The organism is Micromonospora sp. CA-246542, from assembly GCF_050942905.1.
GTDB lineage: Bacteria > Actinomycetota > Actinomycetes > Mycobacteriales > Micromonosporaceae > Micromonospora.
Window position 1 is genome coordinate 1,782,094 of the sequence record NZ_CP192040.1, and the last position, 25,787, is coordinate 1,807,880.

Below are 25,787 nucleotides of genomic sequence, written 5' to 3' on the forward strand. Positions count from 1 at the left end.
GACCGTGCGGTACCGGCCAGGTCCCGCGGGCCACCGCGACCACCCGCAAACGGTCGCGGTGGCCGGCCCTGTCCACGAGGGACGGTCCGGCCACCGCGACGGTGGAGCTGATCGGTCAGGCGGGCAGGCTCGCCGCCCCGCGCGGCAGGAACCGCCGGCCGGTGACCCGCTCGGAGGTGCCGGTGCGGTCCAGGTACGGCGTGACGCCGCCCAGGTGGAACGGCCAGCCGGCGCCCAGGATCATGCACAGGTCGATGTCCTGCGCCTCGGCGACCACACCCTCGTCCAGCATGAGCCGGATCTCCTGCGCGAGCGCGTCGAGCGCGTTCTGCCGTACCTGCTCGGCGGTCAGCGGCTCATCGCCCACCACCAGCAGCTTCGCGACCTCGGCGTTGATCTGGTCGTCGACGACGAGCGGCTGACCCGAGTCGGCGATCCGCTTCAGGTTCTCGCTGACGCCGTACCGGTCCGGGTACGCCGCGTGCAGGGTTCCGCCCACGTGGTACGCCACGGCCGGCCCGACGAGCTGGAGCAGGGCGAGCGGCCGCATCGGCAGGCCCAGCGGGTCCAGGGCGCTGTCCGCGACGTCCAGCGGAGTGCCGGCGTCCACGGCGGCGAAGACGGTGCCCAGGAAGCGGGTGAGCAGCCGGTTCACCACGAACGCCGGGGCGTCCTTGACGAGCACGCTCGACTTCTTGAGCTGCTTGCCCACCGCGAACGCGGTGGCCAGGGTGGCGTCGTCGGTGCGCTCGCCCCGGACGATCTCCAGCAGCGGCAGCACCGCCACCGGGTTGAAGAAGTGGAAGCCGACCACCCGCTCGGGGTGCTCCAGCTCCGCCGCCATCTCGGTGATCGACAGCGAGCTGGTGTTGGTGGCGAGCACCGCCTCCGGGGAGACGATCTTCTCCAGCTCGGCCCACACCTGCTTCTTGACGCCCAGGTCCTCGAAGACCGCCTCGATGACGAAGTCCGCATCGCTGAAGGCGCTCTTGTCGACCGTGCCACTGACCAGGCCGTACAGCTTGGCGGCCGTGCCCTTGTCCATCCGGCCCTTGGTGACGGCCTTCTCGATCTGGGTGTGTACGTAGCCGACGCCCTTGTCCACCCGGGCCTGGTCCAGGTCGGTCATGACGACCGGCACCTGGAGGCGGCGGGCGAACAACAGCGCCAACTGGCTGGCCATCAGGCCGGCGCCGACGATGCCGACCTTGGTGATCGTGCGAGCAAGGCCCTTGTCCGGTGCGCCGGCCGGGCGCTTGGCCCGCCGCTGCACCAGGTCGAAGGCGTACAGGCCGCTGCGCAGCTCCTCCGAGAAGACCAGGTCCGCGAGGGCCTCGTCCTCGGCGGCGGTGCCGGCGGCGAAGTCGCCGTCCTTGGCGGTCTCCAGCAGGTCCAACGCCTTGTACGCGGCCGGTACCGCGCCGTGCAGCCGCTGGTTCAGCGTCTCCCGGGCGAAGTAGAGCACGCCCGCCCACATGTCCTTGTCGACCTCGGGCCGGGTCACCGTGACCTGGCCGCGCACCACACCGGCAGCCCACTCGAGCGAGCGCTCCAGGAAGTCGGCCGGTTCCAGCAGCACGTCCGCGATGCCCAGCTCGGCGGCCTGCTTCGGCTTGAGCATCTTGTTCTGCATGAGCGGGTTCTGGATGATCACCTGCGTGGCGGCGGGGATGCCGATCAGGTTCGGCAGCAGTTGCGTGCCGCCCCAGCCGGGCACCAGACCGAGGGAGACCTCGGGCAGGGCCAGCGCGGCCGCGCCGCCGGAGAGCGTCCGGTAGTGGCAGTGCAGCGCCAGCTCGAGGCCGCCACCCATGGCCGCGCCGTTGACGAACGCGAACGTGGGGACGCTGCTGTCCTTGAGCCGGGCGAAGACCCGGTGACCGAGCCGACCGATCTCCAGCGCCTGCGCCCGGTCGGCGAGCTGCGGCAGGCCGACGATGTCCGCGCCCACGCAGAAGATGTACGGCTTACCGGTGACCGCGATGAACGCCGGGTCGGCGGCGAGCGCGGCGCTGATCGCCTCGTCCAGGCTCGCCAGACCGGCCGGGCCGAAGGTGTTCGGCTTGGTGTGGTCGAAGCCGTTGTCCAGAGTGATCAGGGCGGCGGGCCGGTCCAGCCCCGGCACGTTCACCTGACGCAGCAGCGCCCTGGTGACGACCTCGTTCGGTGCCTTCACTTGTCGCCACCTTCCCAGTTCGGGTTCTCCCAGATGACCGTGCCGCCCATGCCGATGCCGATGCACATCGCGGTCACGCCGTAGCGGACCTCGGGGTGCTCGGCGAACTGGCGGGCCAGCTGCGTCATCAGCCGTACGCCGGACGAGGCGAGCGGGTGGCCGATGGCGATCGCGCCGCCCCACGGGTTGACCCGCGGGTCGTCGTCGGCGATGCCGAAGTGGTCGAGGAAGGCGAGCACCTGTACGGCGAACGCCTCGTTCAGCTCGAACAGGCCGATGTCGTCGATGCTGAGCCCGGCCAGGCGCAGGGCCTTCTCGGTCGACGGGATCGGGCCGACGCCCATCACCTCCGGCTCCACCCCGACGAAGCCGAACGACACCAGCCGCATGGCGACCGGCAGGCCCAGCTCGCGGGCGGTGGCCTCGTCGGCGAGCAGGCTCGCGGTGGCGCCGTCGTTCAGGCCGGCCGCGTTGCCCGCGGTGACCTTGCCGTGCGGGCGGAACGGGGTCTTCAGGGTGGCGAGCTTCTCCAGCGAGGTGTCCCGCGGGGCCTCGTCCACGGTTGCCAGACCCCAGCCGCCCTCGGTGTCGCGGATGGACATCGACACCAGGTCGTCCTGAAGCTTGCCGTTGGCGTACGCCTTGGCGGTCTTCTGCTGCGAGGCGAGCGCGAACGCGTCGGTGCGTTCCTTGGTGATGTGCGGGACCAGGTCGTGCAGGTTCTCCGCGGTCGCGCCCATGACCAGCGCGGACGGGTCGACCAGCTTCTCGGCGACGATGCGCGGGTTGGGATCGACGCCCTCACCCATCGGGTGGCGGCCCATGTGCTCGACGCCGCCGGCGATGGCGACGTCGTACGCGCCCATGGCGATGCCGCTGGCCACGGTGGTCACGGCGGTCATCGCGCCGGCGCACATCCGGTCGATGGCGAAGCCGGGCACGGTCTTGGGCAGGCCGGCCAGCAGCGCGGCCGTACGGCCGATGGTGAGGCCCTGGTCGCCGATCTGGGTGGTGGCAGCGATGGCGACCTCCTCGACCCGCTCCGGCGGAAGCTGCGGGTTGCGCCGCAGCAGTTCCCGGATGCAGCGGATCACCAGGTCGTCGGCGCGGGTGTTGGCGTACATGCCACCCGCCTTGCCGAATGGGGTACGGACGCCGTCGACGAAGACGACATCCCGAACTTCACGGGGCACTTGAGCCTCCTAATCGACCACAATTCGGCCTCCGCACCGCTGGGCGGCGCTCCGGACCGAACGAGCGTCGGCCGGGCGGGGCACGTCACCCGGAATGCTACTCGCCAGTAACCAACCCCGTCCCCACGCCCCACTGTGGCCCACCCCACAACCGGGCCCAGCGGCCCCACCCCACTTGGCCATGTTGATCATGAAGTTGTTGTCACGCCACGCCGATGGCGATGGCAATAACTTCATGATCAACGGCGGCCCGCGGTGCGGGGGAAAGGGCGGGAGGGGGTGGGTTAGGGGATGGGATTGGGGGCCAGGGCCTCGGTGAGCTCTGCGCCTAGCAGGGCGATCTGCCACTCGCGGGCGTTGAAGCCGCGAAGTACCTCCGCCACCGTGGCCTCGGTGATCTCCTCCGGAGGAGTCCAGGCCAGCCGACGTACCGAATCCGGGGTGATCAGATTTTCCGGGGGCAGGTTGTGCTCGCCCGCGAGACGGACCACCACCTCCCGGCAGCGGGCCAGGCGACCGGCCGCCACCGGGTCCCGCTCGGCCCACCGGTGCGGTGGGGGTGGCCCCTCCACCGTCGGGGTGACCGGTAGGGCGTCGTCCGGCAGTTCCCGGGCGTCGTCGAGCGCGGCCAGCCAGGTACGGGCCAGCCGGCGGACCGATCGGCCGCCGAAGCCGGGCAGCGTCAGCAGCGTCTTCTCGTCCTTCGGGTCCAGCTCGGCCGCCGCGACGATGGCCGAGTCGGGCAGCACCCGACCGGGCGCGGCGTCCCGTCGGGCGGCGATCTGGTCCCGGGCGTACCACAGGGAGCGGACCCGGGCCTGAGCCCGCGCCCTCGCACGCGGTGGATGCCGGACGTGCGCCGCCAGGGCTCGGCGCGGACCCGGGGCGGGCGTGCGCCGGTACGGACCAGGGCGGCGAACTCCTCGGCGGCCCAGGCCGACTTGCCCTGCCGTGCCAGTTCGGCGTCGAGCGCGTCGCGCAGATCGGTGAGCATCTCCACGTCGAGTGCGGCGTAGGTCAGCCACGACTCGGGCAGCGGACGATTTGACCAGTCGGCCGCCGAGTGGTGCTTCTCCAGGGTGTAGCCGAGTAGCTGCTCGGTCAGCGCGGCCAGACCGACCCGCTCGAACCCGGCCAGCCGTGCGGCCAGTTCCGTGTCGAACAGCCGGCGTGGGCGCAGCCCCACCTCGGCCAGACACGGCAGATCCTGGCTGGCCGCGTGGAGCACCCACTCGGCGTCGCCGATCGCCGCGTCCAGCGTGCTGAGGTCGGGCAGCGGCAGCGGGTCGATCAGCGCCGTGCCGGCGCCCGCGCGGCGTAGCTGCACGAGGTACGCGCGTTGGCTGTAGCGGTAGCCCGAGGCGCGTTCGGCATCGAGGGCAACCGGGCCGGTGCCCGCCGCGAAACGGGCCACGACCTCGGCGAGTTCGGCCGGGGTGGCCACCGGTTCGGGGGTGCCGTCACGCGGTGCGGTCAGCGGAACGGGCCCACCGTCGGTCGGGTCGGGCCCCTCGCCCGCCGGCTGCGGCTGGGCCGACGGCGGGTGCTGGGGTGCGTGTCCCGGAGGTTCTGCGGTGGGCCGACGGCGCAGGGGTGGTTCGTCGGTCACCTGCCAACCCTAGTGCGCGCACCGATCTCGCGTGCGCAGCCGGTCCGGCGTGTGTCGACCAGGTGTCCGCAAGGCGTCCTTTCGGATGCCGGACATCGGGGGAGACAAAGCCCGTTCGCGCAGGTACGGTCCATCGAGCCGTCGGCCCCGATCGGGTGACATCCGGGATGACGGCCGCACGGGGAGATCACGGGGAAGGGCAAGACGATCATGACGGCTGGTTTCGGTGCGGGCGACGGGCGACCGATGGGCGCCGACCCGGACGGCATGAGCGGTTCAGCCGCCGAACGGCCCGGTCCGCTGCCCCCGCGCATCGAACCGCATCCACCGGTCGGCGCCACCTGGTCCGGCACACCGGGCGGCACCGAGCAACCCATGGCCGTCCCGACGCCCCGCACCGGCTGGTCGGCGCCGCCCAACAGCGGGCAGTGGGGTCAGGGTCCGGTTCCGGCCGGCCCGCCCGCCGCGCCGCCGGGACAGGCGCCCTACCCGGCGGGGCCCGCGGCGTACGCCCCGGTCGCTCCCGCGTCGTACGGCGGTGGCTACCCGCCCGCCGGTGACCTGGCCAGCGCGCCGCCGTACCCCGGTGGCCAGCCCGGTTGGCCGGGTGTCACCCCGCCGCCGACGCGGCCCACCCGACGCCGCTGGCCGGTCGTGCTGGCCACGGTGCTCGTCGTCGCGTTGGCCGCCGTGGTCGGTGTGCAGGCGTACCAGCTCGACCGCCTCGGTGACCGGCTCGCCGCCACCGACGGCCGGCTGGCGCAGGCCCAGGACGGCGACGGCGCCCGCCTCGACGGCCTGGAGAAGCGCGCGGACGCCCTGGAGAAGCAGGCCGGCGCCGCGTTCAACCCGGAGGCGGTGGCCAGCGCCGTGCTGCCCAGCGTGTTCCGGGTACGGGCCGGCCAGTTCACCGGCAGCGCGTTCGCGGTGGGCAAGCCAGCGGCCGGCGGCGGCACCAACCTGTTCACCAACTTCCACGTGGTCGAGTCGGTGTGGGAGGGCGGCGGACGCGAGGTCTTCCTGGAGCGCACGGACCAGCGCTTCCCGGCGACCATCGTCAAGGTCGACAAGACCAACGACGTGGCGCACCTGCGTACCACCGGCAAGTTCACCGGGCTGGTCACCGCGCCCACCGCCGTGAAGTCCGGCCAGCAGATCGTCGTCGTCGGCGCTCCGCTCGGCCTGGAGGACAGCGTCACCACCGGTGTGGTGAGCGCGTTGCGTGCCGCCCAGGGTGGCTCCGGCCCGGCCATCCAGTTCGACGCGCCGATCAACCCCGGCAACTCCGGCGGTCCGGTGATCAACGGCAGCAAGCAGGTGGTCGGCATCGCCACCGCCAAGGCTCGCGACGCCGAGGGCATCGGGCTGGCCGTACCGATCAAGGTCGCCTGCGACGGTTTCAAGATCTGCTGACCCGCGGCCTCGGCCGCCCGCGCCACCACACGGCCCTCCCGGCCGTCTCCCAACCCCGTCCGGGTCCTCGGCCCCGGACGAATCCGACGCTGCATCCGGTCCGTCGCGCCCACCGGCGGAGGACCCGCTCACCTGGAGGAAGAAACATGTCCCAGCCACCGACCGGCCCGGAGGGCACCCCGCCCGCCGCGCCGACGCCGCCGGCCGCCACCCCGCCGGCCGGTGCGCCCGACGCCGACGCGACGGTGCCGCACGCGACGACGCCCCAGCCGACCGGCACCGAACCGACCGCGCAGTACCCGACCGGTCAGCCCGCCCCGCAGCAGTACGCCCCGGGCCAGGCGATGCCGCCGCAGCAGTACGCCCCGGGCCACGCCGCCCCGCAGTACGGCACCGGCCAGACGGCCGCCTACCCGGCCAGCGCCCCGCCGTACGCCGGGCAGCCGATGTCGGCGCCGCCGGTCTCCGGCCCGGCGTACGGGCAGCCCATGTCAGGCCCGCCGGTCTCCGGTCCGGCGTACGGGCAGCCCATGTCGGGCCCGCCGGGTATGGCGCCGTACGGCGCAGCGCCGGCCCCGCGACGGAGCCGCGCCGTGCTGGTGCTGGCCCTGGTGGCCACGCTGCTCTTCCTTGTCAGCGGGGTGATGACCGGGCTGTTCGTGACCAAGAACAACGAGCTGAACCGGACCGAGAAGCGTCTCACCACCCAGGTCAGCCAGCGCGACGGCACCATCGCGGCCAACACCACCGAGATCGGTCGGCTCAAGACCGAACTGCAGGTCATGCAGGACAAGCTCGACAACACCGAGCAGGATCTGACCGGCACCCGGAACGACCGTGACGAGCAGGCCCGACAGAAGAAGGTCATCGCCAGTTGCCTGGACAAGCTGACCACGGCGCTGGGCGCGGCGGCGGCCGGCAACAAGAGCAAGTACGACGCGGCGATGAAGGGCCTCGACAAGGTCTGCGACGAGGCGGAGAACTACCTCTGATCCGCCGCGCCGCCCGCTGCCACCCCCGCCCTCAGGCGGTGGCGGCCGGGCGGCGGTCGGCGAGCGCGGTGACCCCGGGCGGGGGCAGACCGGCCGTCGAGGCGAGCAGGGTGCACCACCCGAGCAGGTGGGGGGCCAGGTTGTCGTCGACGGGTGTCCAGGAGGCGCGGATCTCGATGTCGCCGGCCGTCGGTGGGCCGGCCAGGTCACCGAACCGGGTCGACATGGTCTGGGTGACCGTTCCGCCGATCGCGCGGTGACGGGCGTCCTGGGTGTCGAGGGCGTCGGTCAGCCACGTCCAGCCGACCCCGGGTAGCAGCGGGTCGGCGGCGAGGTCGACCTCCAACTCGGCCGTCACATAGGTGACCAACCGCAGGGTGCCCTGCCACGCCTCGTGCCCGGCGGGGTCGTGCAGCAGGATCAGCCGCCCGGTGGCCACCTCGTCGCCGTCGCGCAGCACCGTCGCGGAGAGCGCGAACGTGTACGGCGCGAGTCGTTGGGGCGCGCCGACCTCCTCCAGGGTGATCTCCGGCCGGGGCGCCGGCGACCGCAGCCCGGCGACCGCGCGGGCGAAGGTCTCCGGGAGCGCGATCGGGGGGGCCATGTCGGCAGCCTATGCCGCCGCGTGGCCGCCCGCTTCGACGGCGCGCCGACACTCGCGAGGGGCGTCCGGGTGTGGAACGTGCCCTTCCTCTCACCCCCACCCGGTCCGAGGCGGGCGGCGTGGCACGATTGCGGCGATGACCACGGATACCACGGGCACTGCCGCCCGAGACGGACACCCGCGCCCCGGCGGCCCGGCCGACTCGCCCTTCGTTCGGGCGTGCCGACGCCAGCCCGGCCCGCACACCCCGGTCTGGTTCATGCGCCAGGCGGGACGCTCCCTTCCGGAGTACCGGGAGATCCGGGCCAACGTGCCGATGCTGGAGTCGTGCCGCCGCCCGGAGCTGGTCACCGAGATCACCCTCCAGCCGGTACGCCGGCACGGGGTGGACGCGGCCATCCTGTTCAGCGACATCGTGGTGCCCGTCGCCGCGGCCGGGATCGACCTGGACATCGTGCCGGGCACCGGCCCGGTGGTCGCCGAGCCGGTCCGTACCGCCGCCGACGTCGAGCGGATCCGCCCGATCAGCCGCGACGACGTCCCGTACGTGGACGAGGCCGTCCGGCAGCTCGTGGTCGAGCTGGGCGACACCCCGTTGATCGGCTTCGCCGGGGCACCGTTCACGCTGGCCAGCTACCTCGTCGAGGGTGGCCCGTCGCGAACCCACGCCAAGACCAAGGCCCTGATGTACGGCGACCCCGAGTTGTGGCACGCGCTCTGCGCCCGGCTGGCCGACGTGACCCTGGCCTTCCTGCGGGTGCAGATCGAGGCCGGGGTGTCCGCCGTACAGCTCTTCGACTCGTGGGCCGGCGCGCTCTCCGAGGCCGACTACCGCCGCTACGTGCTGCCGCACTCGACGAAGGTGCTCGGCGGGTTGGCTGACGCCGGTGTGCCACGCATCCACTTCGGGGTGGGCACCGCCGAGCTGCTGGGCGCGATGGGTGAGGCCGGCGCGGACGTGGTCGGCGTCGACTGGCGTACGCCACTGGACGTGGCCACCGGCCGGATCGGACCGGACAAGGCGGTGCAGGGCAACCTGGACCCGGCCGTGCTGCTCGCGCCGTGGCCGGTGGTCGAGGCCGAGGTACGCCGCATCGTCGAGCAGGGCCGGGCCGCCCCCGGACACGTGTTCAACCTCGGCCACGGTGTCCTGCCGGAGGTGGACCCGGACGTGTTGACCCGGGTCGTCGCGCTGGTGCACGAGGTGTCCAGCCGCCGGGCCGACCAGGGCTGAGAAGGCGATGCGGCAGCCCTGGCGGGTGGCGGTGGTCGGCGGCGGGATCGCCGGGTTGGCCGCCGCGGTCCGCTTGCGCGACCGCGCGCCGGAGGGCACCGAGATCACCGTGTACGAGCAGTCCGGCGCGCTCGGTGGCAAGCTGCGCACCGGTTCGCTGGCCGGTGGACCGGTGGAGTTCGGCGCCGAGTCGTTCCTGATGCGCGACCCCACCGGCGCCGAGAGCGCGGCGGTGGCGCTGGCCCGCCGGCTCGGGCTGGCCGAGAAGATCGTGCACCCCACCGTCGGGCAGGCCGCGTTGGTCGTCGACGGTGGGCTGCGCCCCATCCCGGGCGGGACGCTGGTGGGCGTACCCGGGGATCTGGATCGGGTGGCGGCGGTCGCCCGCCCGGCGGCGGACGCCGACGTCGACGGCGGTCGGCCGCTGGTCGGGCCCGACGCGGACGTCTCGGTGGGCGCGCTGGTCCGGTCCCGCTTCGGTGACGAGGTGGTCGACCGACTGGTCGACCCGATGCTCGGCGGCGTCTACGCGGGCCGGGCCGACGACCTGTCCCTGGTCACCACGATGCCGGCGCTGGCCCGTACGGCGCGGGTGGAGCACACCCTGGTCGGCGCGGTCCGGGCCGCGCAGGCCGCCGCCCCGCGCGCGCCCGGCGCCCCGGTCTTCGGCACCCTGGCCGGCGGGCTGGGCACCCTCATCGACGCGGCGGTGACGGCCAGCGGCGCGACGATCCGGCGGGACGCCGCCGTGCGCGAGGTGACCCGGACCGACAGTGGCTGGCGGCTCACCGTCGGTCCGACCCGCGACCCGCAGAGCGTCGACGTGGACGCCGTGGTGCTGGCGGTGCCGGCCCGGCCGGCGGCCCGCCTACTCGCCGGACCGGCCCCACAGGCCGCGTCGGTCGTCGGCGAGTTGGACTACGCGAGCGTCGCGCTGGTCACCCTGGCGCTGCCGCAGCCGCCGCTGCCCGAGCTGTCCGGCTTCCTGGTGCCGAGCACCGAGGGGCTGCTGATCAAGGCGGCGACGTTCTTCACCACGAAGTGGGGGCACCTGCGGCGGCCGGACGGGCTGGCGCTCGTGCGCGCCTCGGTGGGCCGCTACGGCGAGGAGGGGCAGCTCCAGCGCCCGGACGCCGACCTGGCCGCGACGGTGCACCGGGAGCTGTCGGCGGTGCTCGACACGCCGCTGCCCGCCCCCGTCGACGGGCACGTGCAGCGGTGGGGCGGCGCGCTGCCGCAGTACACCCCGGGGCACGCCGACCGGGTCGCCGCCGTGCGGATGGCGCTGCGGGCCGCGTACCCCACCCTGGTCCTCGCCGGCGCCGGCTACGACGGTGTCGGCATACCGGTCTGCGTCCGCTCCGGCGAGACGGCGGCCGACGAGATCATCACAGCACTGGGAGGATCGGCGAGATGACCGAGCAGACCAACGCGGCCCGGCTACGGGAGCTGAACGACAGCATCCGCTACACGATGTGGTCGGTGTTCCGGGCCAGCGGAACGCTGCCGTCGCTGCGGGACAACGTCACCGGTGAGGTCGAGTCCCTCTTCGACGAGTTGGCCGGCAAGGACGTGGTGATCCGGGGCGTGTACGACGTGGCCGGCCTGCGCGCCGACGCGGACGTGATGATCTGGTGGCACTCGGCGTCGAGCGACGCCCTCCAGGACGCGTACCTGCGGTTCCGGCGCACGACGCTGGGCCGGGCGCTGACCCCGGTGTGGTCGCAGATGGCGCTGCACCGGCCGGCCGAGTTCAACAAGAGCCACATCCCGGCGTTCCTGGCCGGCGAGGAGGCCCGCCCCTACCTGTGCGTCTACCCGTTCGTGCGCTCGTACGAGTGGTACCTGCTGCCCGACGCCGAGCGGCGTGAGCTGCTGGCCGAGCACGGGAAGATGGCGCGCGGCTACCCCGACGTACGGGCCAACACGGTCGCCTCGTTCGCGCTTGGCGACTACGAGTGGATGCTCGCGTTCGAGGCCGACGAGCTGCACCGGATCGTCGACCTGATGCGGGACCTGCGCGCCTCCGGGGCCCGCCGGCACGTCCGCGAGGAGGTCCCGTTCTACACGGGCCGCCGCCGCTCGGTCGCCGAGATCGTCAACTGCCTGGTCTGACCCTCGCCGCCCGCCGCCCTCACCCCCGCCCAGGCGCGCGCCCAGCCCAGCCCTCGCCCCTCGGCCCTCGGCCCTCGCGATCTTGCCCCTGCCCCTTCCCCGCGATCTTGCACTTTCTGTCGCGACGAAAGGGACATAGGTCGCGATCTGGCAACCGAAAGTGCAAGATCGCCGCACCGGCTGCCCGATCTCGTCGATCATGGAGTTGTGGTGCCTGATTTGCCCGTCGCTGGGTGCTTTGTCAACCACCACAACTCCATGATCGACACGGCGAGATGGGGGTGACGCGGCGAGACGGGGTGATGGGGCGGCACGGGGTGACGCGGCGGCACGGGGTGACGCGGCGGCACGGGGTGGCGCGGGTTTGACGGGGTGGCGCGGGGTGACGGGGTTTCCTGCTTAGTGCGACGGGGTGGGGTGGAGGGGGCGGAGCATGACCTGTTCTCGGCGTACGCCGTCGGGCATGAGGTCACCCGGCTCGTCGGTCAAGCGGAAGCCGGCGCGGTGGTAGAGGGACTTGGCGCGCGCGTGGTCCACCCTGACGGAGAGCCGTAGCCGCTCCGCGCCGCGCTTCTGGGCCCAGTGCGCCACCTCGTTCACCAGGCGGTCGCCGACACCGCTACCGCGAGCGTCGGGGTGCACCCACATCGAGATCAGGTCCAGCGTCAGCGGGTCCGACGTGGGTACGCCGCTCGACATCCCGACCGGACGCCCGGCCAGGGCGGCCACCAGGTTGAGTGAGCCGGGGATGCTCAACCGGTCGCGCCAGCGCTGCTCGCGATCGCCGTCACCCTGCCAGTCGGCGAGCCGTGAGCCGAACGCGTCCGGCGCCTCGGCGAGGGCGGCCAGCCGTAACTCCCGCCAGGTGGGCCAGTCGTCGGGGGTGAGCACCAAGATGTCGATCATGCGGAGATGGTGCCCGGACGGATCGCCGGGCACCACCGCATTCCCGCCGTCCGGCGCCGCTCCCCCGCCCGGGTGCGGCACCGGACGGGGATCAACTGGTCGCCGTGCAGGAGACCAGCGGAACCGGGTTGCTGCCGTTCCAGGAGCCGAGCAGACCGAATGTCGTACTCGCCCCGGCAGCCAGCGTGCCGTTGTAGTTGACGTTGCGCGCGGTGACCAGCGAGCCGTTCGTGGTGACGGTGGCGCTCCACGAGGAGGCGACCTGCTGGCCGTTGTTGTAGTTCCAGCTCACCGACCAGCCCTTGGTGGGTGAACCACCGGCGGTGACCTTCACCTCGGCCTGGAAGCCGCCGGACCACTGCCCGGTGATCTGGTACGTCGCCGTGCAGGCGCCGGCCGGCGGCGGGGTGCTCGGCGGGGGAGTCGTCGGCGGCGGCGTCGTCGGCGGGGGAGTGGTGGGCGGCGGCGTGGTGGGCGGCGGCGTCGTCGGCGGCGGCGTGGTGGGCGGCGGGGTGCTGGTGCCGCCACCGAAGTCCACGTCACTGCACAGGTAGTACGACTGGTCCAGGTGGCTCGCCTGCCAGATGGTGTAGACGATGTGCCGCCCGGTCCGTCCCGGTGCGCTCACCGGGATCTGGATGGAGACGCCACCGGTGTCCTTGTCCCACTGCGACGCCGGGGTGTTGCCGATCTGACCGGCCAACTCCAGGTCGTTCCAGCCCAGCGGCTGGGTGGCCGAGTTGAAGCCCTGCTTCGTCACGTACACCCGGATGTAGTCGGCGCCGTGGCTGGCCTGGTCGAAGAAGCGCAGCCGGAAGTTGTTCGCCACCGACGTGGTCTTCCAGGCGCCGACCGTGTCCATGGCGTTGTAGCGGCCGTTCTGGGTCCGTCCGCCGCTGCACAGTTGGCCGTTCGGGATCGCGCCCTGGTGGTTGCCGGCCACACCCTCCCGGAACAGGCCGTTCCAGTTCCACATGGCCTGCGGGTCGGCCTGCCAGGCCTGCCAGCACATCGGGTCCTCGGTGGCCATGCGCGGGTTCTGGAAGTCACCACCCCAGCGCTGCCAGCAGCTGTAGTTGCGCGAGGGTGGGTCGACGACCGAGCCGTGTGCGGAGGCGGATGGGACCAGCGAGACGCTCAGCGCCGTGGTCAGCAGGAGCGTGGCGGCTGCCGCGATGGCGAGCGGCCGGAGCACGCGTGGTGTTCGGGCGATTGTGGACATGGAGCCCCCGGGGGGATGAGGTCGGACGACGACACCCGGACTGCCGGGAGTTGCCCGCTCCCGTGCCCACTCGCTGGCTCCCGCGATGGCTCTATCCGGCACGATGCCAGGTTGATCGTCAGACGTCAATGGCCGCCGGTTGCGTGTCTCGGCGCATCGGGGTGTGCGGGATGCCGTCCTCGACGTACTCCGGGCCGCTGACCGTGAAGCCGTGTCGGGCGTAGAACGCGACCAGGTGCGACTGGGCCTCCAGCACGCATGGCCGGTCGCCGACCAGGTCGAGTGCCGCCGCCATCAGCCGGCCGGCGTGCCCGCCACCACGGGCCGCCGGGGCCACCACCACCCGTCCGATCCGGGCGACGCCGTCCGGGTCGGCCAGGATCCGCAGGTACGCCATCAGAGCGTCGCCGTCGGTCAGCCAGACGTGTCGGGTGCCCGGCTCGACGTCCCGCCCGTCGAGTTCCGGGTACGGGCAGTTCTGCTCCACCACGAACACGTCGATGCGCAGCTTGAGCAGGTCGTGAAGGGTGCGGGCGTCCAGGTCGGCGAAGAGCGCGGTTCGGATCTCGGTGGTCTGCTGGGGCATCCACCGATGGTAGGTCGGGCTGGTTCACCCGGTGTTCGCGCGCTCGGGTGCGAGGTACGTGGCGGCGACGGCGGTGAGCAGCAGAACACCGCCGACGATCACGGGCAGGGGGAGCGGTTCGTGCAGCAGCGCCACCGCCAGGGCCGCGGCGGTGAGCGGTTCGAGCAGGGTCAGCACGGCCGCGACGCTGCCCGGCGTGGTGCGCAGCCCGGCGTAGAACAACGCGTACGCGACCGCTGTGGTGACCACGCCGAGGTGCAGCAGCAGTGCCACGGTGTCGAGGCGTACCGGCACGCTGATACCGGCGACCAGGGCCGACGGTGCCAGGGTGAGCGCACCGACCACGGTGGAGATGGTGGTGAGTGTCATCGGCGCGGTGTGCTGCGACACCTGGCGGCTGATCAGGGTGGTCACCGCGTACCCGAGGCCGGAGCCGACCGCCGCGAGCAGGCCGAGCAGTGGGGCGGGCGCCGCCGTGCCGGGCTGCTCGGTGGCGGCGGTGATCAGGACGAGGCCGGCCACCGCCGCGACGAGCGTGCCGAGTCGCAGCGGCCCGGGGAGCCGACGGGCGCGCACCGACTCCCAGGCCGCGGCGAGCACCGGGGCCAGGCCCAGGCTGACGATGGTGGCCACGCTGACCCCGGCGAGCGCCACGGCGGCGAAGTAGAGCGCCTGGTAGAGGCCGAGGCCGATGCCGGTGAGCAGCAGCGGTACGGGTGCGGCGCGCAGGGTGGCCACCATCGTGCGGAGCCGGCCGGCAGCGCAGGCCAGCAGCACGAGCGCGGCGATGGCGAGGCGGTGGAAGCCGATGCTCACCGGGCTGAGCCCGGTGCCCTCGCGCAGGAGTTGCACCGCCACGCCGGTGGTGCCCCACAGCACGCCGGTGACGGTGATCTGGATCAGGCCGCTGCGGGCGGCCGAGGCGGCCGGCAACAGGGTACGGGTGGTCGACACGGGAGCGCTCCGAAGGGTGAGCCGTTGACGGGACGACGTCGACGGAGCGCGTACGACAGAGTGGCCGAGCGGGGTCAGGTCACCCGGTCGGCGAGAGGCGCGGCGCTCCGCTCAGGAGCGCGGCGGGGGCAGGACGCCCAGGAATGGCCGCATGGCGACGACCGTACCCCAGCTTGGCGGTCCGGTTGGCCCACGGCCGGGCCGACCCGATCAGGCCGACCCGGTCAGGCCGGGCGTGCGCCGACGGCGTCGCGGATCTCGGCGCCCTCGGCGCCCTCGACCGCGCGGGCACAGTGGCCGCAGCAGAAGAACCGGCCGTTGACCTCGACGCCGTGTCCCACGATCTTGACCTGGCAGTGTTCGCAGATGGGTGCCATGCGGTGGATCGCGCACTCGAAGGAGTCGAAGGTGTGCACGTCACCGCTGACGGTGTGCACCTCGAACGCCATCCAGTAGTCGTTGCCGCAGACCTCGCACGTTGCCACAGAAACCCCCCATATCAGGACATGTAACCCCAGGGTGCCTCAAGGCGGGGTGGTGGCGGATGAATTACCGTCAGTCGGCCGGGCTGAACGGCGTGTCGGCGTCGGCGTGTCGCGCGTTAGGCCAGGTGAACCGCCGTGACCCCCGGAGGATCGCCATGATCAAACGCAACAAGCTCTTCGGCAGCCAGACCCGGGTGACCTTCTGCCTCCCGCGGGACGCGCCGCCCGGTCCGGTGAGCGTCGTGGGCTCGTTCAACGACTGGGAACCCGGCCGGCACGAGTTGGTGGCCCGGCGCGACGGCACCCGCACGGTGACCGTGAAGCTCGGTCCGGGGGAGTACCGCTTCCGCTACCTCGCCTCCGGTGGCGTCTGGCTCGACGACGAGAGCGCCGACGGCGTCGACGACAACGGCAGCCTGCTGCGACTGTGAGAGGTCAACTCGTCACCATCGATGTATTTATCGATGATGCTCTTTACTGTTAATAAAGTTTAAATTACCTTGGGGGCACCTCACCGCACCCGCAGAAGGAGCTGCCCCCATGCGTCGAAGAATCACCGTCCCGCTGGTGGCGGCGGGCGCTGTCGCCGCCACCCTCACCGTCGCCGCGCCCGCCCAGGCGCACGGCTACGTCTCCGCCCCGCCCAGCCGGCAGGCGCTCTGCGCACAGGGCAAGGTGCCCGACTGCGGGCAGATCAAGTACGAGCCGCAGAGCGTCGAAGGGCCCAAGGGCCTCAAGAGCTGCAACGCCGGCATCACCCAGTTCGCCGTGCTCAACGACGACAGCCGGGGCTGGCCGGCCACGTCGGTCGGTAGCTCGCTGACCTTCACCTGGGTCAACACGGCGCGACACGCCACCAGCAACTGGGAGTACTGGATCGGCAACACCCGGGTCGGCGTGGTCAACGGCAACGGGCAGCAGCCCGGCGCGACGGTCTCGCACACCGTCAACCTGGGCGGTTTCTCCGGCCGGCAGAAGGTCCTCGCCGTGTGGAACATCTCCGACACCGCGAACGCCTTCTACTCCTGCATCGACGTGCAGATCGGCGGCGGCGGGTCGACACCCACCCCGACGCCGACCACCTCACCCACGCCGCGGCCCACGACCAGCCCCACCGCCGCGCCGACGACCCCGCCCCCGACGGGTGGTAGTTGGACGGCCGGCCGGGCGTACCAGGTCGGCGACCAGGTCACCTACGGCGGCCGGACGTACCGCTGCCGGCAGGCGCACACCGCGATCGCCGGCTGGGAGCCGCCGAACGTACCGGCGCTCTGGCAGCAGGTCTGACCGCGCGGGTGCGGCTCCGGCCGCACCCGCGTCGCCACCCCACCCGATCGGAGCCCCGGCATGCCCCGCGCAACCCACCTGGCGTGGTTGGTCGCCGCGTCGCTGCTCGCTGGCTGCGCCGGGCCGTCCCCGCGCCCGCCGGCCCCCGCGTCCCCGGTGATGGCCGACTCCGCGCCGGCCGCCGCCGAGCTGAGCGGCATCGACGTGGTGTTCCTGAGCACCATGGCCGGGCACAGCGAGCGCACCCTCCAGATCGTCCGGCTCGCCCGGGACCGGCTCCGCGACGACGCGCTGAAGACACTGGCCGCCGCCATCGAGGTCACCGAGGCCGACGAGCTGTCGACCATGCGCGGATGGCTGCCGACGAGCGGACCGGGCGTCAGCGCCGCCGCCGGGCACGACCATGCCGGACACGGCGACGACGCGGCGCTCGACCGGCTGCGGGCCGCGTCGGACGCCGACGTCGACCGGGTGCTGCGCGAGGTCCTCGCCGACCACCAGCGGGCCGCCGCCGACCTGGCCCGGGCCCAGGTCGGCGTCGGCCGCGACGAGCGGGTCCGCGACCTGGCCCGGCGGATCGAACAGTCCCGGTCCGCCGAGGTCGAGCTGCTCAGCGGGTACGACGATCAGGTCACTGGGGTTCCAGGCGCACCGAGATCGAGTTGACGCAGTGGCGGGTGTCCTTCGGCGTGAAACCCTCGCCGTGGAAGACGTGCCCGAGGTGACTGTCGCAGCGGGCGCAGCGGATCTCCGTACGGGCCATGCCGAGGCTGCGGTCCTCGATCTCCTTGACCCGGCCCGGGATGGCGTCGTCGAAGCTCGGCCACCCGCAGTGCGAGTCGAACTTCGTGTCACTGGAGAAGAGTTCCAGACCGCAGGCCCGGCAGTGGTAGACGCCCGACGTCTTCGTGTCCACGTACTCGCCGGTCCACGGACGTTCGGTGCCGTGCTCCCGCAGGACGTGGAACTCCTCCGGGGTCAGGCGGACGCGCCACTCGTCCTCGGTCTTGGGCAGGTTGTTGTCGTCAAGACTCACCCGTCAACGGTACGTCGAACGTCGGGGGCGTGGCATAAGGTCGCGGGATGGGTGGCACCAAGGCAGTCGCCGAGGTCGAGGTGGCCGGGCACACCGTACGACTCAGCAGCCCCGACCGGGTGATCTTCCCCCAGCGGGGCTTCACCAAGGCGGACGTCTTCCACTACTACCTGGCCGTCGGCGACGGGATCATGCGTGCCCTGCGGGACCGGCCCACCACGCTGCAACGCTTCCCCGAGGGCGTCGAGGGTGAGGCGTTCTTCCAGAAGCGGGTGCCCACCCGGGGCGTGCCGCCGTGGATCACCACCGCCGACATCACCTTCCCGAGCGGTCGCGGCGCGGCCGAGCTGTGCCCGGCCGACCTGGCGCACGTGGCCTGGGCAGCGCAGATGGGCACGATCGTGTTCCACCCCTGGCCGGTGCGCGCCGCCGACACCGACCGCCCCGACGAACTGCGCATCGACCTCGACCCGCAGCCCGGCACCGACTTCGCCGACGCGGGCCGGGCCGCCGCCGAGGTTCGCGCCGTCCTCGACGAGCTGGGCGCGATCGGCTGGCCGAAGACCTCCGGCGGGCGCGGCGTGCACGTCTACCTGCGCATCCAACCCCGCTGGACGTTCACCGAGGTCCGTCGCGCCACCATCGCCCTGGCCCGTGAGGTCGAACGCCGCAACCCCGACCTGGTGACCACCGCCTGGTGGAAGGAGGAGCGCGGCAGCCGGGTCTTCGTCGACTACAACCAGATGGCCCGGGATCGGACGATCGCCTGCGCGTACTCGCTGCGCGCCAACGCCCGGGCCACCGTCTCCACCCCGGTCACCTGGGACGAGCTGCCCGAGGTCGACCCGGACGACTTCGACCTGCGGACCGTGCCGGCCCGGCTCGCCGACGGCGACGACCCGCACGCCGGCATCGACGACGCCCCGTGGGACATCACGCCCCTGCTGGAGTGGGCCGAGCGCGACGCCGCGGCCGGCCAGGGCGACCTGCCGTACCCGCCGGACCACCCGAAGATGCCCGGCGAACCCAAGCGCGTCCAGCCCAGCCGCGCCAAGCGCACGCCATAGCGCCGTCTCACTCGGGCGGCCGAGCCGTCCACGCCACGAACCTGTCGAACAGCTCCCGAGGGTCGGGTACCGCCTCCGGGTTCAGCTTGAGCAGGTCGGCCGTCGCCTCGAACAACTGGCTCGCCAGGTAGACCGACAACCCCACCCGATCCCGCCGGTACTGCATCGTCAGCAGCAGCCGGGCCGGCGGGCACGGCCAGGCGGCGGCGCAGACGCGACACAGCCACAGCGGGCGCATCGGAGTGTGCGGGCGGATCGCTCTCCGCTGGGCGTGCGGGACCGGCGGCTCGTTCGGCGAAGGCATCACCCCATCGTGGGTGAGGCTATTGTCTCTGTCAACAGTCTGCGTAGTTGTCGGAGTCGACGGACAGCGCCGCTGTCATCGTCAACGTGTGGACTTGGTTGGCGTAGCGGAGATCCGGGTGATGCTCGGTAACGTGTCGCGGCAGCGCGCGTCGGTCATCGCCAACCAGCGCAACTTCCCGGAGCCGGTCGCCGTGCTGGCCATGGGCAAGGTCTGGCGGAGGTCGGACGTCGAGGCGTGGATCAGGAAGTACCGTCCGGAGTCCACGACCAGTTGATCGATCGGCGGCGCTTGCCGCGAACGCGGCGGCCGGTTCTTGTCGTACACCTGTTCTAGAATTTGCCTGTGATCGATGAGTTGGCGCGGGCGGACCGGACGGTGGCGGCGTGCGCCGACACCGCCGTCTGGGCCCTCGCTGACCACGATCTGATCGCGGTACTCGATGCCACGCACCGGTTGACGCAGCGTCTGGCGGCGGTGCAGTTGGCGGCGATCCGCGAGTTGGACGGTCGGGGCACGGCTGTCGCGCTGGGTGCCTCCTCGACCGCGGTGTGGCTGCGTGAGCGGCTGCGACTCGACGTCGGCGCCGCGCGCCGGCTGGTCGGGCTCGCGGCCTCGGTCGACGCCGCGCCGCCCGCCGTGCGGGAGGCGCTGACGGACGGCACGGTCAGCGTGGAGCAGGCCCGGGTCATCGCCGACACGGCCGCCACGGTGTCAGCCGTGGCGGGCGCGGAGGTGGCCGACAAGGCGGTCGGGGTGCTCGTCGAGTGGGCGGGGCGGTTCGACCCGATGCTGCTGCGGCGGATGGGCACCAGGATCCTCGATCACGTCGCTCCCGATCTTGCCGACGCCGCCGACGCGGCGGCCCTGGCCGCCGAGGACGCCCGGGCGGCCCGCGACCGGCACGTCACCGTCTCCGAGCAGACCGGTGGGCGGCTCCGGCTCAGCGGCATCCTCGACGCCGAGGCCGCCGCGCTGCTCCGCGCCGCCATCGACCCGCTCAGCGCGCCCTCCGGGCCGGACGACAACCGCTGCGCCGGCCAGCGCCGCCACGATGCCCTGGCGGACGTGTGCCGGCTGGCGCTGCGCACCGGCGAGCTGCCCGAGACCGGAGGTGACCCCGCGCAGCTCGTCGTCACCACCGGCTTCGACGGGCTGACCCGGCAGTTGGGCGCGGGCACGCTCGACGTCGGCCTGCGACTCACCCCCGACGCGGTGCGCCGGCTCGCCTGCGACGCCGCCGTCCTGCCGGCCGTGCTCGGCGGCAGCGGTCAGGTCCTCGATGTCGGCCGGCAACGCCGACTCGTCACCGGGCCGCTGCGCCGGGCACTGGTGCTGCGCGACCGGGGCTGCGCGTTCCCGGGCTGCGATCGGCCGCCGCGCTGGTGCGCCGCCCACCACATCCGCCACTGGGCCGACGGCGGGCCGACCAGCCTCGGCAACGCCGTCCTGCTCTGCGGCCACCACCACCGGCACGTCCACCAGACCGACTGGGTGGTGCGACTCGGCGACGACGGCCACCCGGAGTTCGTACCGCCGGCCTGGCTCGACCCCACCCAGCTCCCACGCCGCAACGAATTCCACCGCCGCACATAGGCCGCAGGGTGGAATCCGCACCGGCCGAGCCAGTTGACATTGTCGATACCCTGCGAGGTCTGGTCGGGGGAGAGGTGGCTGATGCTCAAGGACGTCACGTCGGTACGGGTGCTCGCCTACTTCCCGTGTCAGCTCTCCGCGCCGGCCGGGGCCGACGACGACGTGCCCGCGGGGTGGAGCGTCACCGATGGCCTCGACGACCTGGCGTTGCAGCCCTACGGTCAACGGCTCCTCGACGAACTGCTCGGCAGCATGCCCCGGCCCACGATGGAGATCAGCGGTGGCGCGGAGATCCTGCGGGCCGCCGGGCAGGACACCGACCCCGCGCTGTCGCCCACCACCGAATCCGGGGCGTGGCAGGTGGTCTCGGCCCGGATCAGCCGGTGGAACGTCGACTGTGGCCTGCTGTGCGTCACGTACCAACTGCCGGACGGCATCGTCGGCGGCGCCGGCGATGTGGTTGCCGAGGTCGCCCCGCCCGTGCAGCGGATGGTGCCCGCGGTGACGCGGCTCCTGCGTGCCGTCCTGCCGACGCCGGCCGGTACGGACGAGGTGTTCGTCCTCTGGGCCAACACCACCTTCGCCGTCCGGGTCGATCCGGACTGCGCTCCGGCACGCCGACGGGCCATCGCCGAGCGGTTCACCCCGGACGGTGTGGACTGCACTCCCGACGGCATGTCCGACGGTGTTCTGCGGGTCGGCTCGCACACCACGGCCGTGGTCAGTGACTTCGGGTCGCGCCCGGCCCTGCTGTTGGCGCGGTTGACCGGGGTGCATCACGTCTGCTGGGCTGCGGCCCTGCGCTACGACGCGGTGCTCTCGGCGGAGCTGTCCCAGATCGACCCGGGGCGTGGCGGCCTGTCCATGAGCGCTCTCGAAGACCAGGCCAAGCGCATTCTCAGTGGTTACCACCGCATCCGCCTGTTCCGGCTCGGCTATTCGTCGGTGGAGGCGCACCTCGACGCGGCCGGCGGCACCGTGTGGAACGCGCTGGAGCAGCAGTGGAAGTTCCGGCTCGTCCTCACCACGCTGGACGAGCGGCTCGACTTCGTCCGGACGCTGCACCAGCAACTGGTCGGCCGCCTCCAGGACCGACGGTCCCGCCTCCTCAACGAACTGGTGCTGGCCTTCACCTTCCTGAACATCTTCGCCATCGTGCTCGCCGCACTGACCTTCGTGGCGCTGCCGAGCCTCGACGTCGGGCTCCTGGCCTCGGCGATCGGAGTGGTGATGCTGCTGGCGAACCTGACCGCGTACCTCGCGTTCCGTCGTCAGATGAACGACCCGGGTCGGGCCTCCGGCGCGTGAACCGGCGGCCACCTGAATAGGGCTGCATGGGCCGCGCGATCATCGCTAGCATCGCCGCCATGGCGACGCGGCTTGTGCAGATCAACATGAAGGCTCGGGACGAGGTGGCACTCGGACAGTTCTGGGCCGAGGTGCTCGGCTGGGAGATGTCCAGCGAGGGGCCCGGTGTGACCAACCTCGAACCGAAGGGCATCGTCTATCCCGATCCCGTCGCCGTCTTTATCGACATCGTCGTCTCCGACGAGCCCAAGACGGGAAAGAACCGCGTACACGTGGACCTGGCGACGACCTCGGCGGCGCACCAGGCCGAGGTCGTCGCGCGCCTGAAGGAGCTCGGCGCGACGCCCGTCGACGTGGGTCAGGGGGACGTGTCGTGGATCGTCCTGGCCGACCCGGAGGGCAACGAGTTCTGCGTGCTGGACTGGCACGACTCGAACCAGGACACCGGCCCGATCGCCTCCGTGGTGGTCGATTGCGCGGACCCGAGGGCCATGGCGCGTTTCTGGGGCGAGGTGACCGACTGGACCGTGCACAAGGTGACCGACGACAGCGCGGTCCTGCGCTCGTCCCGGGGCGTGGGTCCGTACCTGCAGTTCCTGCGGACGCCCGACGTGAAGGCGGGGTGGAACCGTGTCCACCTCGACGTGCGCTCGTACCCGGGGGACGACATGGAGGCCGAGGCGGCGCGGCTGCGGGCTCTCGGCGCGACCCCGATCGACCTGGGCGACAGCACGATCCCGTGGAAGGTCTTCGCCGATCCGGAGGGCAACGAGTTCTGTCTCCTCACCCCGATGTGATCCGCGCGGCACCGCCGCACGTCATCGCCGTACCGATTGACTTTCGATAGGTTACGAGCGAAACTCGATGCATGCTTGTTGAACGTCGAGCGGTGTCCGCTCTCCGAGTGTTCCTCCTGGTGCTGTTCGGGGTCCTGGTCCTCTTCCAGACCCTCTCGCTGCCGGGGCAGTTCGCGCACATGGCGCAGGAGTCGCCACAGGACGCGTACCTCCGGTGGCCGGCGACGATCGTGACGGTCTTCTGGGTGCTCTGCGTCCAGGTGGTGATCGTCGCGACGTGGCAGCTGCTCAGCCTCGTCAAGAACGACCGCATCTTCACCGAGGCGTCGCTGAAGTGGGTGGACGCCATCGTCTGGGCCATCGCCGCCGCGTGGCTGGTGCTGGTGGGCGTCTTCCTCTACGTCGGGTTCAACGCCGACGACCCCGGACTGCCGCTCCTGTTGTTCCTGCTGACGGTGGGCGTCACCGTGCTGGGCCTCCTCATGGTGGTCATGCGCGCCCTGCTGCGGCAGGCCACCACGCTACGGACCGACATGGAAGCGGTGATCTGATGCCCATCGTCGTCCGGATCGACGTCGAGTTGGCCAAACGCAAGATGAGCGTCGGCGAGTTCGCCGAGCGCGTCGGGCTCACCCCGGCGAACGTGGCGGTGCTCAAGAACGGCCGCGCCAAGGCCGTCCGCTTCAGCACCCTCGAAGCGATGTGCCGGGTGCTCGAATGCCAGCCCGGAGACCTGCTCGAATGGGTGGAGGAAGAGACCGCATGAGGTACGTCGTCGCCATCGCGGCCGTCGCCCTCGGCGTCGCCGCCGTCGTGTACGGAGGGGCCGACGACTCGCCGGGCCTCCAGCTCATCGGCGCGCTGCTCGTCGTGGGCGCGATCGCCTTCGCCGTACGGGCGGCCCGACGCGGCGCGTGACCGCGCCGACCGTTCTCGTAATAACGATCATGTAACGGGCGCGAACCTTTCCCCGTAGGTGACCTGTCTTGAAGGTCGTCGGCCCACCAGGGCCAGGGGAGGCGTCGGATGAAGCTGGTGTGGAGGCGGGCCCGCGAGGCGCGTGGACTGCTGTTTGCCGCGGTGCTCGCCGCCTTGGTCGCCGTAGCGTTGGTCACCGGCCTGTCGGACTACAACCGACGCGCGGTGGACGCCGGACAACGCGCATTGGTCGCGGCGTCGCCGGTCGAGGAACGCGGCCTGTTGGTCAGTGGGTCCGGTGGCCGCGACGCCGCCGAGTTCGCCAAGCGGGACGGGGCGGCGCGGGCACAGTTCGCCGACGGGCTCGCCGGGGTGCCGGTCGCCGTCTCCGCCGCGCGGTACGGCACCGGCCGGGAACTGACCGGCGATCTCGGCTCGGTGCCGCGCAAGGGCGCCGATCCCATCTTCGCCAACCTGGCCACCCTCGAGGGCCTGAGCGCGCACGCCGAACTGACCAGCGGAGCCTGGCCCCGCGCTGGAGCGAAGCCGGCCCAGGTGAGCCTGCCGGAGCGGGTCGCCACGACACTCGGCCTGACCGTCGGCGCGCGGGTTCCGCTGCGGGACCGCGCCACCGAGAAGGCCAGCGAGGTGGTGCTCGCCGGCACCTGGCGGCCCCGCGACCCGACCGAGGCGTACTGGCTGCTGGCCCCCGGTGTGGGTACGGGCAGCGTCGGGTCCGGTACCTCGTACGGGCCGTTCGCGCTGGACCCGGCCGACTTCACCACCCTCTTTCCGGGCTCGGTGACGGCGTCCTGGCTGGCCGAACCGGACCTCGGTGGTGTCGACGCCGCCGACCTGCCCGCCGTACGAGCCGCCGTGAGCGCGGCCGCGGTCGCGGTGCCCGAGGCCGCCGAACTGGGCAGTTCGGGGCAGGTCACCACGAAGATCGACCAACTGCTGGACCGGATCGCCCGGGCCGACCTGGTGGGTCGCTCCGCGTTGGCCACCCCGCTGCTGCTCATCCTGGTGCTCGGCGGCTACGCGCTGGTGCTGGTCGCCGCGCTCCTGCACGAGGACCGTCGTCCGCAGACCGCGCTGCTGCGCGCCCGTGGCGCCGCCCGTCGCCAACTGGCCGGCCTGGCCGCCCGGGAGGCGACCCTGGTGGTGGCGCCGGCCGCCCTGCTCGGGCCGGTGATCGCCGGAGAGGCGCTGCGGTTCGTCCGGCCCGGCGGCGCGGCGGAACTGTCCACCGCCGGCGGTAACACCACCCTGATCTGGGCCGCGGCCGCCGCGACAGCGGCCGGCTGCCTGGTCGCCATGGTCGCGCCGACGCTGCGGGGCTCCGGCACGTACGTGGCCGACATGGCCGCCCGATCCCGCCCGAACCGGTCGGCGAGCATCCAGCGCGCGAGCGTCGACCTGGTGCTCGTGGCACTCGCCGTGCTCGCCTGGGTGCAGCTCCGCCGGTACGCCTCGCCGCTCGCCGGCTCGAACGGCCGACTCGGACTGGACCCGCTGCTGGTCGTCGCCCCGACCCTGGGTGTGCTGGCCGGGGCGGTGCTGGCACTGCGGGTGCTCCCGCCGCTCACCCGGTTCGCCGAACGGTTCGTCGACCGGCGACCGTGGACCGCCACCATGCTCGGCATGTGGCAGGCCGGCCGGCGTCCCCACGCCGGGCCGGTGCTGCTGCTCGCCCTCGCCGTCGGCGGCAGCACGCTCGCCTGGTCCCTGGTCAGCACCGGGGAACGGTCCCAGGTCGAGCAGGCCGGCCACACGGTCGGCGCGGACCTGCGGGTGACCGAGCGTGGCGGCGCCGCTCCGGTGACCCGGGCGGGTGAGCTCGCCGCGCTGCCGGGCGTGCGCCGGGCGTTGCCGGTGTGGCGCGACGAGGTGCGGGTCGGTCGCGGGGACCTGCCCGTCACCGTGATCGGCTTCGACGCGGCCGGCGCGGGGGCGTCGTCCGGCTCGCCGACCGGCTGAGCGCG

The 25,787-nt window shown here is 72.5% G+C and carries 27 protein-coding genes and 1 pseudogene; 17 read left to right on the forward strand and 11 right to left on the reverse strand.

Annotated features, from left to right (window positions below; all coding sequences use genetic code 11):
- Positions 1-115: 115 nt before the first annotated feature.
- The 3 genes and pseudogenes from ACQP0N_RS08360 to ACQP0N_RS08370 all read right to left on the reverse strand — a co-directional run bounded on the left by ACQP0N_RS08360 (position 116) and on the right by ACQP0N_RS08370 (position 4,978).
- A complete protein-coding gene (locus ACQP0N_RS08360; RefSeq protein WP_433118898.1) occupies positions 116-2,176 on the reverse strand; it encodes a 3-hydroxyacyl-CoA dehydrogenase NAD-binding domain-containing protein in 2,061 nt (686 codons plus the stop codon).
- Positions 2,173-3,369: a thiolase family protein gene (locus ACQP0N_RS08365; RefSeq protein WP_433118900.1), complete on the reverse strand. Its 1,197-nt coding sequence runs from the start codon at positions 3,367-3,369 to the stop codon at positions 2,173-2,175. Before ACQP0N_RS08365 ends, ACQP0N_RS08360 begins: the two co-directional genes overlap by 4 nt.
- A 284-nt stretch (positions 3,370-3,653) precedes the next feature.
- A pseudogene (locus ACQP0N_RS08370) lies at positions 3,654-4,978 on the reverse strand (ribonuclease D).
- 210 nt (positions 4,979-5,188) lie between these two features.
- Here ACQP0N_RS08370 and ACQP0N_RS08375 point away from each other — a divergent pair.
- The gene (locus tag ACQP0N_RS08375) at positions 5,189-6,391 is read left to right on the forward strand and encodes a S1C family serine protease (RefSeq protein ID WP_433118902.1); all 1,203 of its coding nucleotides are present in this window, start codon (positions 5,189-5,191) and stop codon (positions 6,389-6,391) included.
- A gap of 146 nt (positions 6,392-6,537) precedes the next feature.
- On the forward strand, positions 6,538-7,383 hold the full coding sequence (locus tag ACQP0N_RS08380) for a hypothetical protein (protein WP_433118904.1): 846 nt from the start codon (positions 6,538-6,540) through the stop codon (positions 7,381-7,383).
- A gap of 31 nt (positions 7,384-7,414) precedes the next feature.
- Here ACQP0N_RS08380 and ACQP0N_RS08385 read toward each other — a convergent pair whose 3' ends face one another.
- Complete coding sequence (locus ACQP0N_RS08385) at positions 7,415-7,987, reverse strand: DUF3000 domain-containing protein (RefSeq protein ID WP_357122786.1); 573 nt, start codon at positions 7,985-7,987, stop codon at positions 7,415-7,417.
- A gap of 136 nt (positions 7,988-8,123) precedes the next feature.
- On the opposite strand from ACQP0N_RS08385, the gene hemE reads away from it, so the two are divergent.
- The 3 genes from hemE to hemQ are packed head-to-tail and all read left to right on the forward strand — an operon-like array spanning position 8,124 to position 11,336.
- On the forward strand, positions 8,124-9,221 hold the full coding sequence (hemE, locus tag ACQP0N_RS08390) for a uroporphyrinogen decarboxylase (protein WP_433118906.1): 1,098 nt from the start codon (positions 8,124-8,126) through the stop codon (positions 9,219-9,221).
- Between the two features lie 7 nt (positions 9,222-9,228).
- Positions 9,229-10,638 (forward strand): protoporphyrinogen oxidase, encoded by a 1,410-nt coding sequence (hemG, locus tag ACQP0N_RS08395; RefSeq protein ID WP_433118908.1) that lies wholly within the window; start codon positions 9,229-9,231, stop codon positions 10,636-10,638.
- The gene (gene hemQ, locus ACQP0N_RS08400; RefSeq protein WP_355051715.1) at positions 10,635-11,336 is read left to right on the forward strand and encodes a hydrogen peroxide-dependent heme synthase; all 702 of its coding nucleotides are present in this window, start codon (positions 10,635-10,637) and stop codon (positions 11,334-11,336) included. Before hemG ends, hemQ begins: the two co-directional genes overlap by 4 nt.
- A gap of 399 nt (positions 11,337-11,735) precedes the next feature.
- Here hemQ and ACQP0N_RS08405 read toward each other — a convergent pair whose 3' ends face one another.
- The 5 genes from ACQP0N_RS08405 to ACQP0N_RS08425 form a co-directional block, all read right to left on the reverse strand.
- The gene (locus ACQP0N_RS08405; protein ID WP_433118911.1) at positions 11,736-12,242 is read right to left on the reverse strand and encodes an N-acetyltransferase family protein; all 507 of its coding nucleotides are present in this window, start codon (positions 12,240-12,242) and stop codon (positions 11,736-11,738) included.
- 91 nt (positions 12,243-12,333) lie between these two features.
- Positions 12,334-13,464 carry a lytic polysaccharide monooxygenase auxiliary activity family 9 protein gene (locus tag ACQP0N_RS08410; RefSeq protein ID WP_433118913.1) on the reverse strand — a complete coding sequence of 377 codons (1,131 nt, stop codon included), beginning with the start codon at positions 13,462-13,464 and terminating at the stop codon, positions 12,334-12,336.
- Positions 13,465-13,582: 118 nt separating this feature from the next.
- Positions 13,583-14,050, reverse strand: coding sequence for a GNAT family N-acetyltransferase (locus tag ACQP0N_RS08415; RefSeq protein WP_433118915.1), 468 nt, complete (start codon positions 14,048-14,050; stop codon positions 13,583-13,585).
- A gap of 24 nt (positions 14,051-14,074) precedes the next feature.
- Positions 14,075-15,004 carry a DMT family transporter gene (locus tag ACQP0N_RS08420; RefSeq protein WP_433118917.1) on the reverse strand — a complete coding sequence of 310 codons (930 nt, stop codon included), beginning with the start codon at positions 15,002-15,004 and terminating at the stop codon, positions 14,075-14,077.
- 224 nt (positions 15,005-15,228) lie between these two features.
- On the reverse strand, positions 15,229-15,489 hold the full coding sequence (locus ACQP0N_RS08425) for a Prokaryotic metallothionein (RefSeq protein WP_355051720.1): 261 nt from the start codon (positions 15,487-15,489) through the stop codon (positions 15,229-15,231).
- A 155-nt stretch (positions 15,490-15,644) separates the two neighbouring features.
- Here ACQP0N_RS08425 and ACQP0N_RS08430 point away from each other — a divergent pair, with 155 nt between their 5' ends.
- The 3 genes from ACQP0N_RS08430 (at position 15,645) to ACQP0N_RS08440 (ending at position 17,442) form a co-directional block, all read left to right on the forward strand.
- The gene (locus ACQP0N_RS08430; RefSeq protein ID WP_433118919.1) at positions 15,645-15,920 is read left to right on the forward strand and encodes an isoamylase early set domain-containing protein; all 276 of its coding nucleotides are present in this window, start codon (positions 15,645-15,647) and stop codon (positions 15,918-15,920) included.
- A gap of 109 nt (positions 15,921-16,029) precedes the next feature.
- Complete coding sequence (locus ACQP0N_RS08435; RefSeq protein WP_433118921.1) at positions 16,030-16,776, forward strand: lytic polysaccharide monooxygenase; 747 nt, start codon at positions 16,030-16,032, stop codon at positions 16,774-16,776.
- A gap of 60 nt (positions 16,777-16,836) precedes the next feature.
- A complete protein-coding gene (locus tag ACQP0N_RS08440; RefSeq protein WP_433118923.1) occupies positions 16,837-17,442 on the forward strand; it encodes a DUF305 domain-containing protein in 606 nt (201 codons plus the stop codon).
- Here the strand turns inward: ACQP0N_RS08440 and msrB are convergent.
- A complete protein-coding gene (gene msrB, locus ACQP0N_RS08445; protein WP_433118925.1) occupies positions 17,408-17,812 on the reverse strand; it encodes a peptide-methionine (R)-S-oxide reductase MsrB in 405 nt (134 codons plus the stop codon). The two genes, ACQP0N_RS08440 and msrB, sit on opposite strands and share 35 nt — an antisense overlap.
- Positions 17,813-17,859: 47 nt before the next feature.
- Here msrB and ligD point away from each other — a divergent pair, with 47 nt between their 5' ends.
- A complete protein-coding gene (gene ligD, locus ACQP0N_RS08450; RefSeq protein ID WP_433118927.1) occupies positions 17,860-18,879 on the forward strand; it encodes a non-homologous end-joining DNA ligase in 1,020 nt (339 codons plus the stop codon).
- Positions 18,880-18,886: 7 nt separating this feature from the next.
- Here the strand turns inward: ligD and ACQP0N_RS08455 are convergent, their stop codons facing one another.
- Positions 18,887-19,183 carry a hypothetical protein gene (locus ACQP0N_RS08455; protein WP_433118929.1) on the reverse strand — a complete coding sequence of 99 codons (297 nt, stop codon included), beginning with the start codon at positions 19,181-19,183 and terminating at the stop codon, positions 18,887-18,889.
- Between the two features lie 88 nt (positions 19,184-19,271).
- On the opposite strand from ACQP0N_RS08455, the gene ACQP0N_RS08460 reads away from it, so the two are divergent.
- The 8 genes from ACQP0N_RS08460 (at position 19,272) to ACQP0N_RS08495 (ending at position 25,782) form a co-directional block, all read left to right on the forward strand.
- On the forward strand, positions 19,272-19,460 hold the full coding sequence (locus ACQP0N_RS08460) for a hypothetical protein (protein WP_357393560.1): 189 nt from the start codon (positions 19,272-19,274) through the stop codon (positions 19,458-19,460).
- Between the two features lie 68 nt (positions 19,461-19,528).
- On the forward strand, positions 19,529-20,779 hold the full coding sequence (locus ACQP0N_RS08465; protein ID WP_433118931.1) for a DUF222 domain-containing protein: 1,251 nt from the start codon (positions 19,529-19,531) through the stop codon (positions 20,777-20,779).
- 81 nt (positions 20,780-20,860) lie between these two features.
- The gene (locus ACQP0N_RS08470; RefSeq protein WP_433118933.1) at positions 20,861-22,087 is read left to right on the forward strand and encodes a hypothetical protein; all 1,227 of its coding nucleotides are present in this window, start codon (positions 20,861-20,863) and stop codon (positions 22,085-22,087) included.
- Positions 22,088-22,146: 59 nt separating this feature from the next.
- On the forward strand, positions 22,147-22,884 hold the full coding sequence (locus ACQP0N_RS08475) for a VOC family protein (protein WP_433118935.1): 738 nt from the start codon (positions 22,147-22,149) through the stop codon (positions 22,882-22,884).
- A 92-nt stretch (positions 22,885-22,976) separates the two neighbouring features.
- Positions 22,977-23,435, forward strand: a complete 459-nt coding sequence (locus tag ACQP0N_RS08480; RefSeq protein ID WP_355051731.1) for a DUF2975 domain-containing protein — start codon at positions 22,977-22,979, stop codon at positions 23,433-23,435.
- Positions 23,435-23,650 (forward strand): helix-turn-helix domain-containing protein, encoded by a 216-nt coding sequence (locus tag ACQP0N_RS08485; protein ID WP_355051732.1) that lies wholly within the window; start codon positions 23,435-23,437, stop codon positions 23,648-23,650. The genes ACQP0N_RS08480 and ACQP0N_RS08485 overlap by 1 nt, the downstream gene beginning before the upstream one ends.
- On the forward strand, positions 23,647-23,802 hold the full coding sequence (locus tag ACQP0N_RS08490; RefSeq protein ID WP_421475270.1) for a hypothetical protein: 156 nt from the start codon (positions 23,647-23,649) through the stop codon (positions 23,800-23,802). Before ACQP0N_RS08485 ends, ACQP0N_RS08490 begins: the two co-directional genes overlap by 4 nt.
- A 108-nt stretch (positions 23,803-23,910) precedes the next feature.
- Positions 23,911-25,782, forward strand: a complete 1,872-nt coding sequence (locus ACQP0N_RS08495) for an ABC transporter permease (protein ID WP_433118938.1) — start codon at positions 23,911-23,913, stop codon at positions 25,780-25,782.
- Positions 25,783-25,787 lie beyond the last annotated feature (5 nt).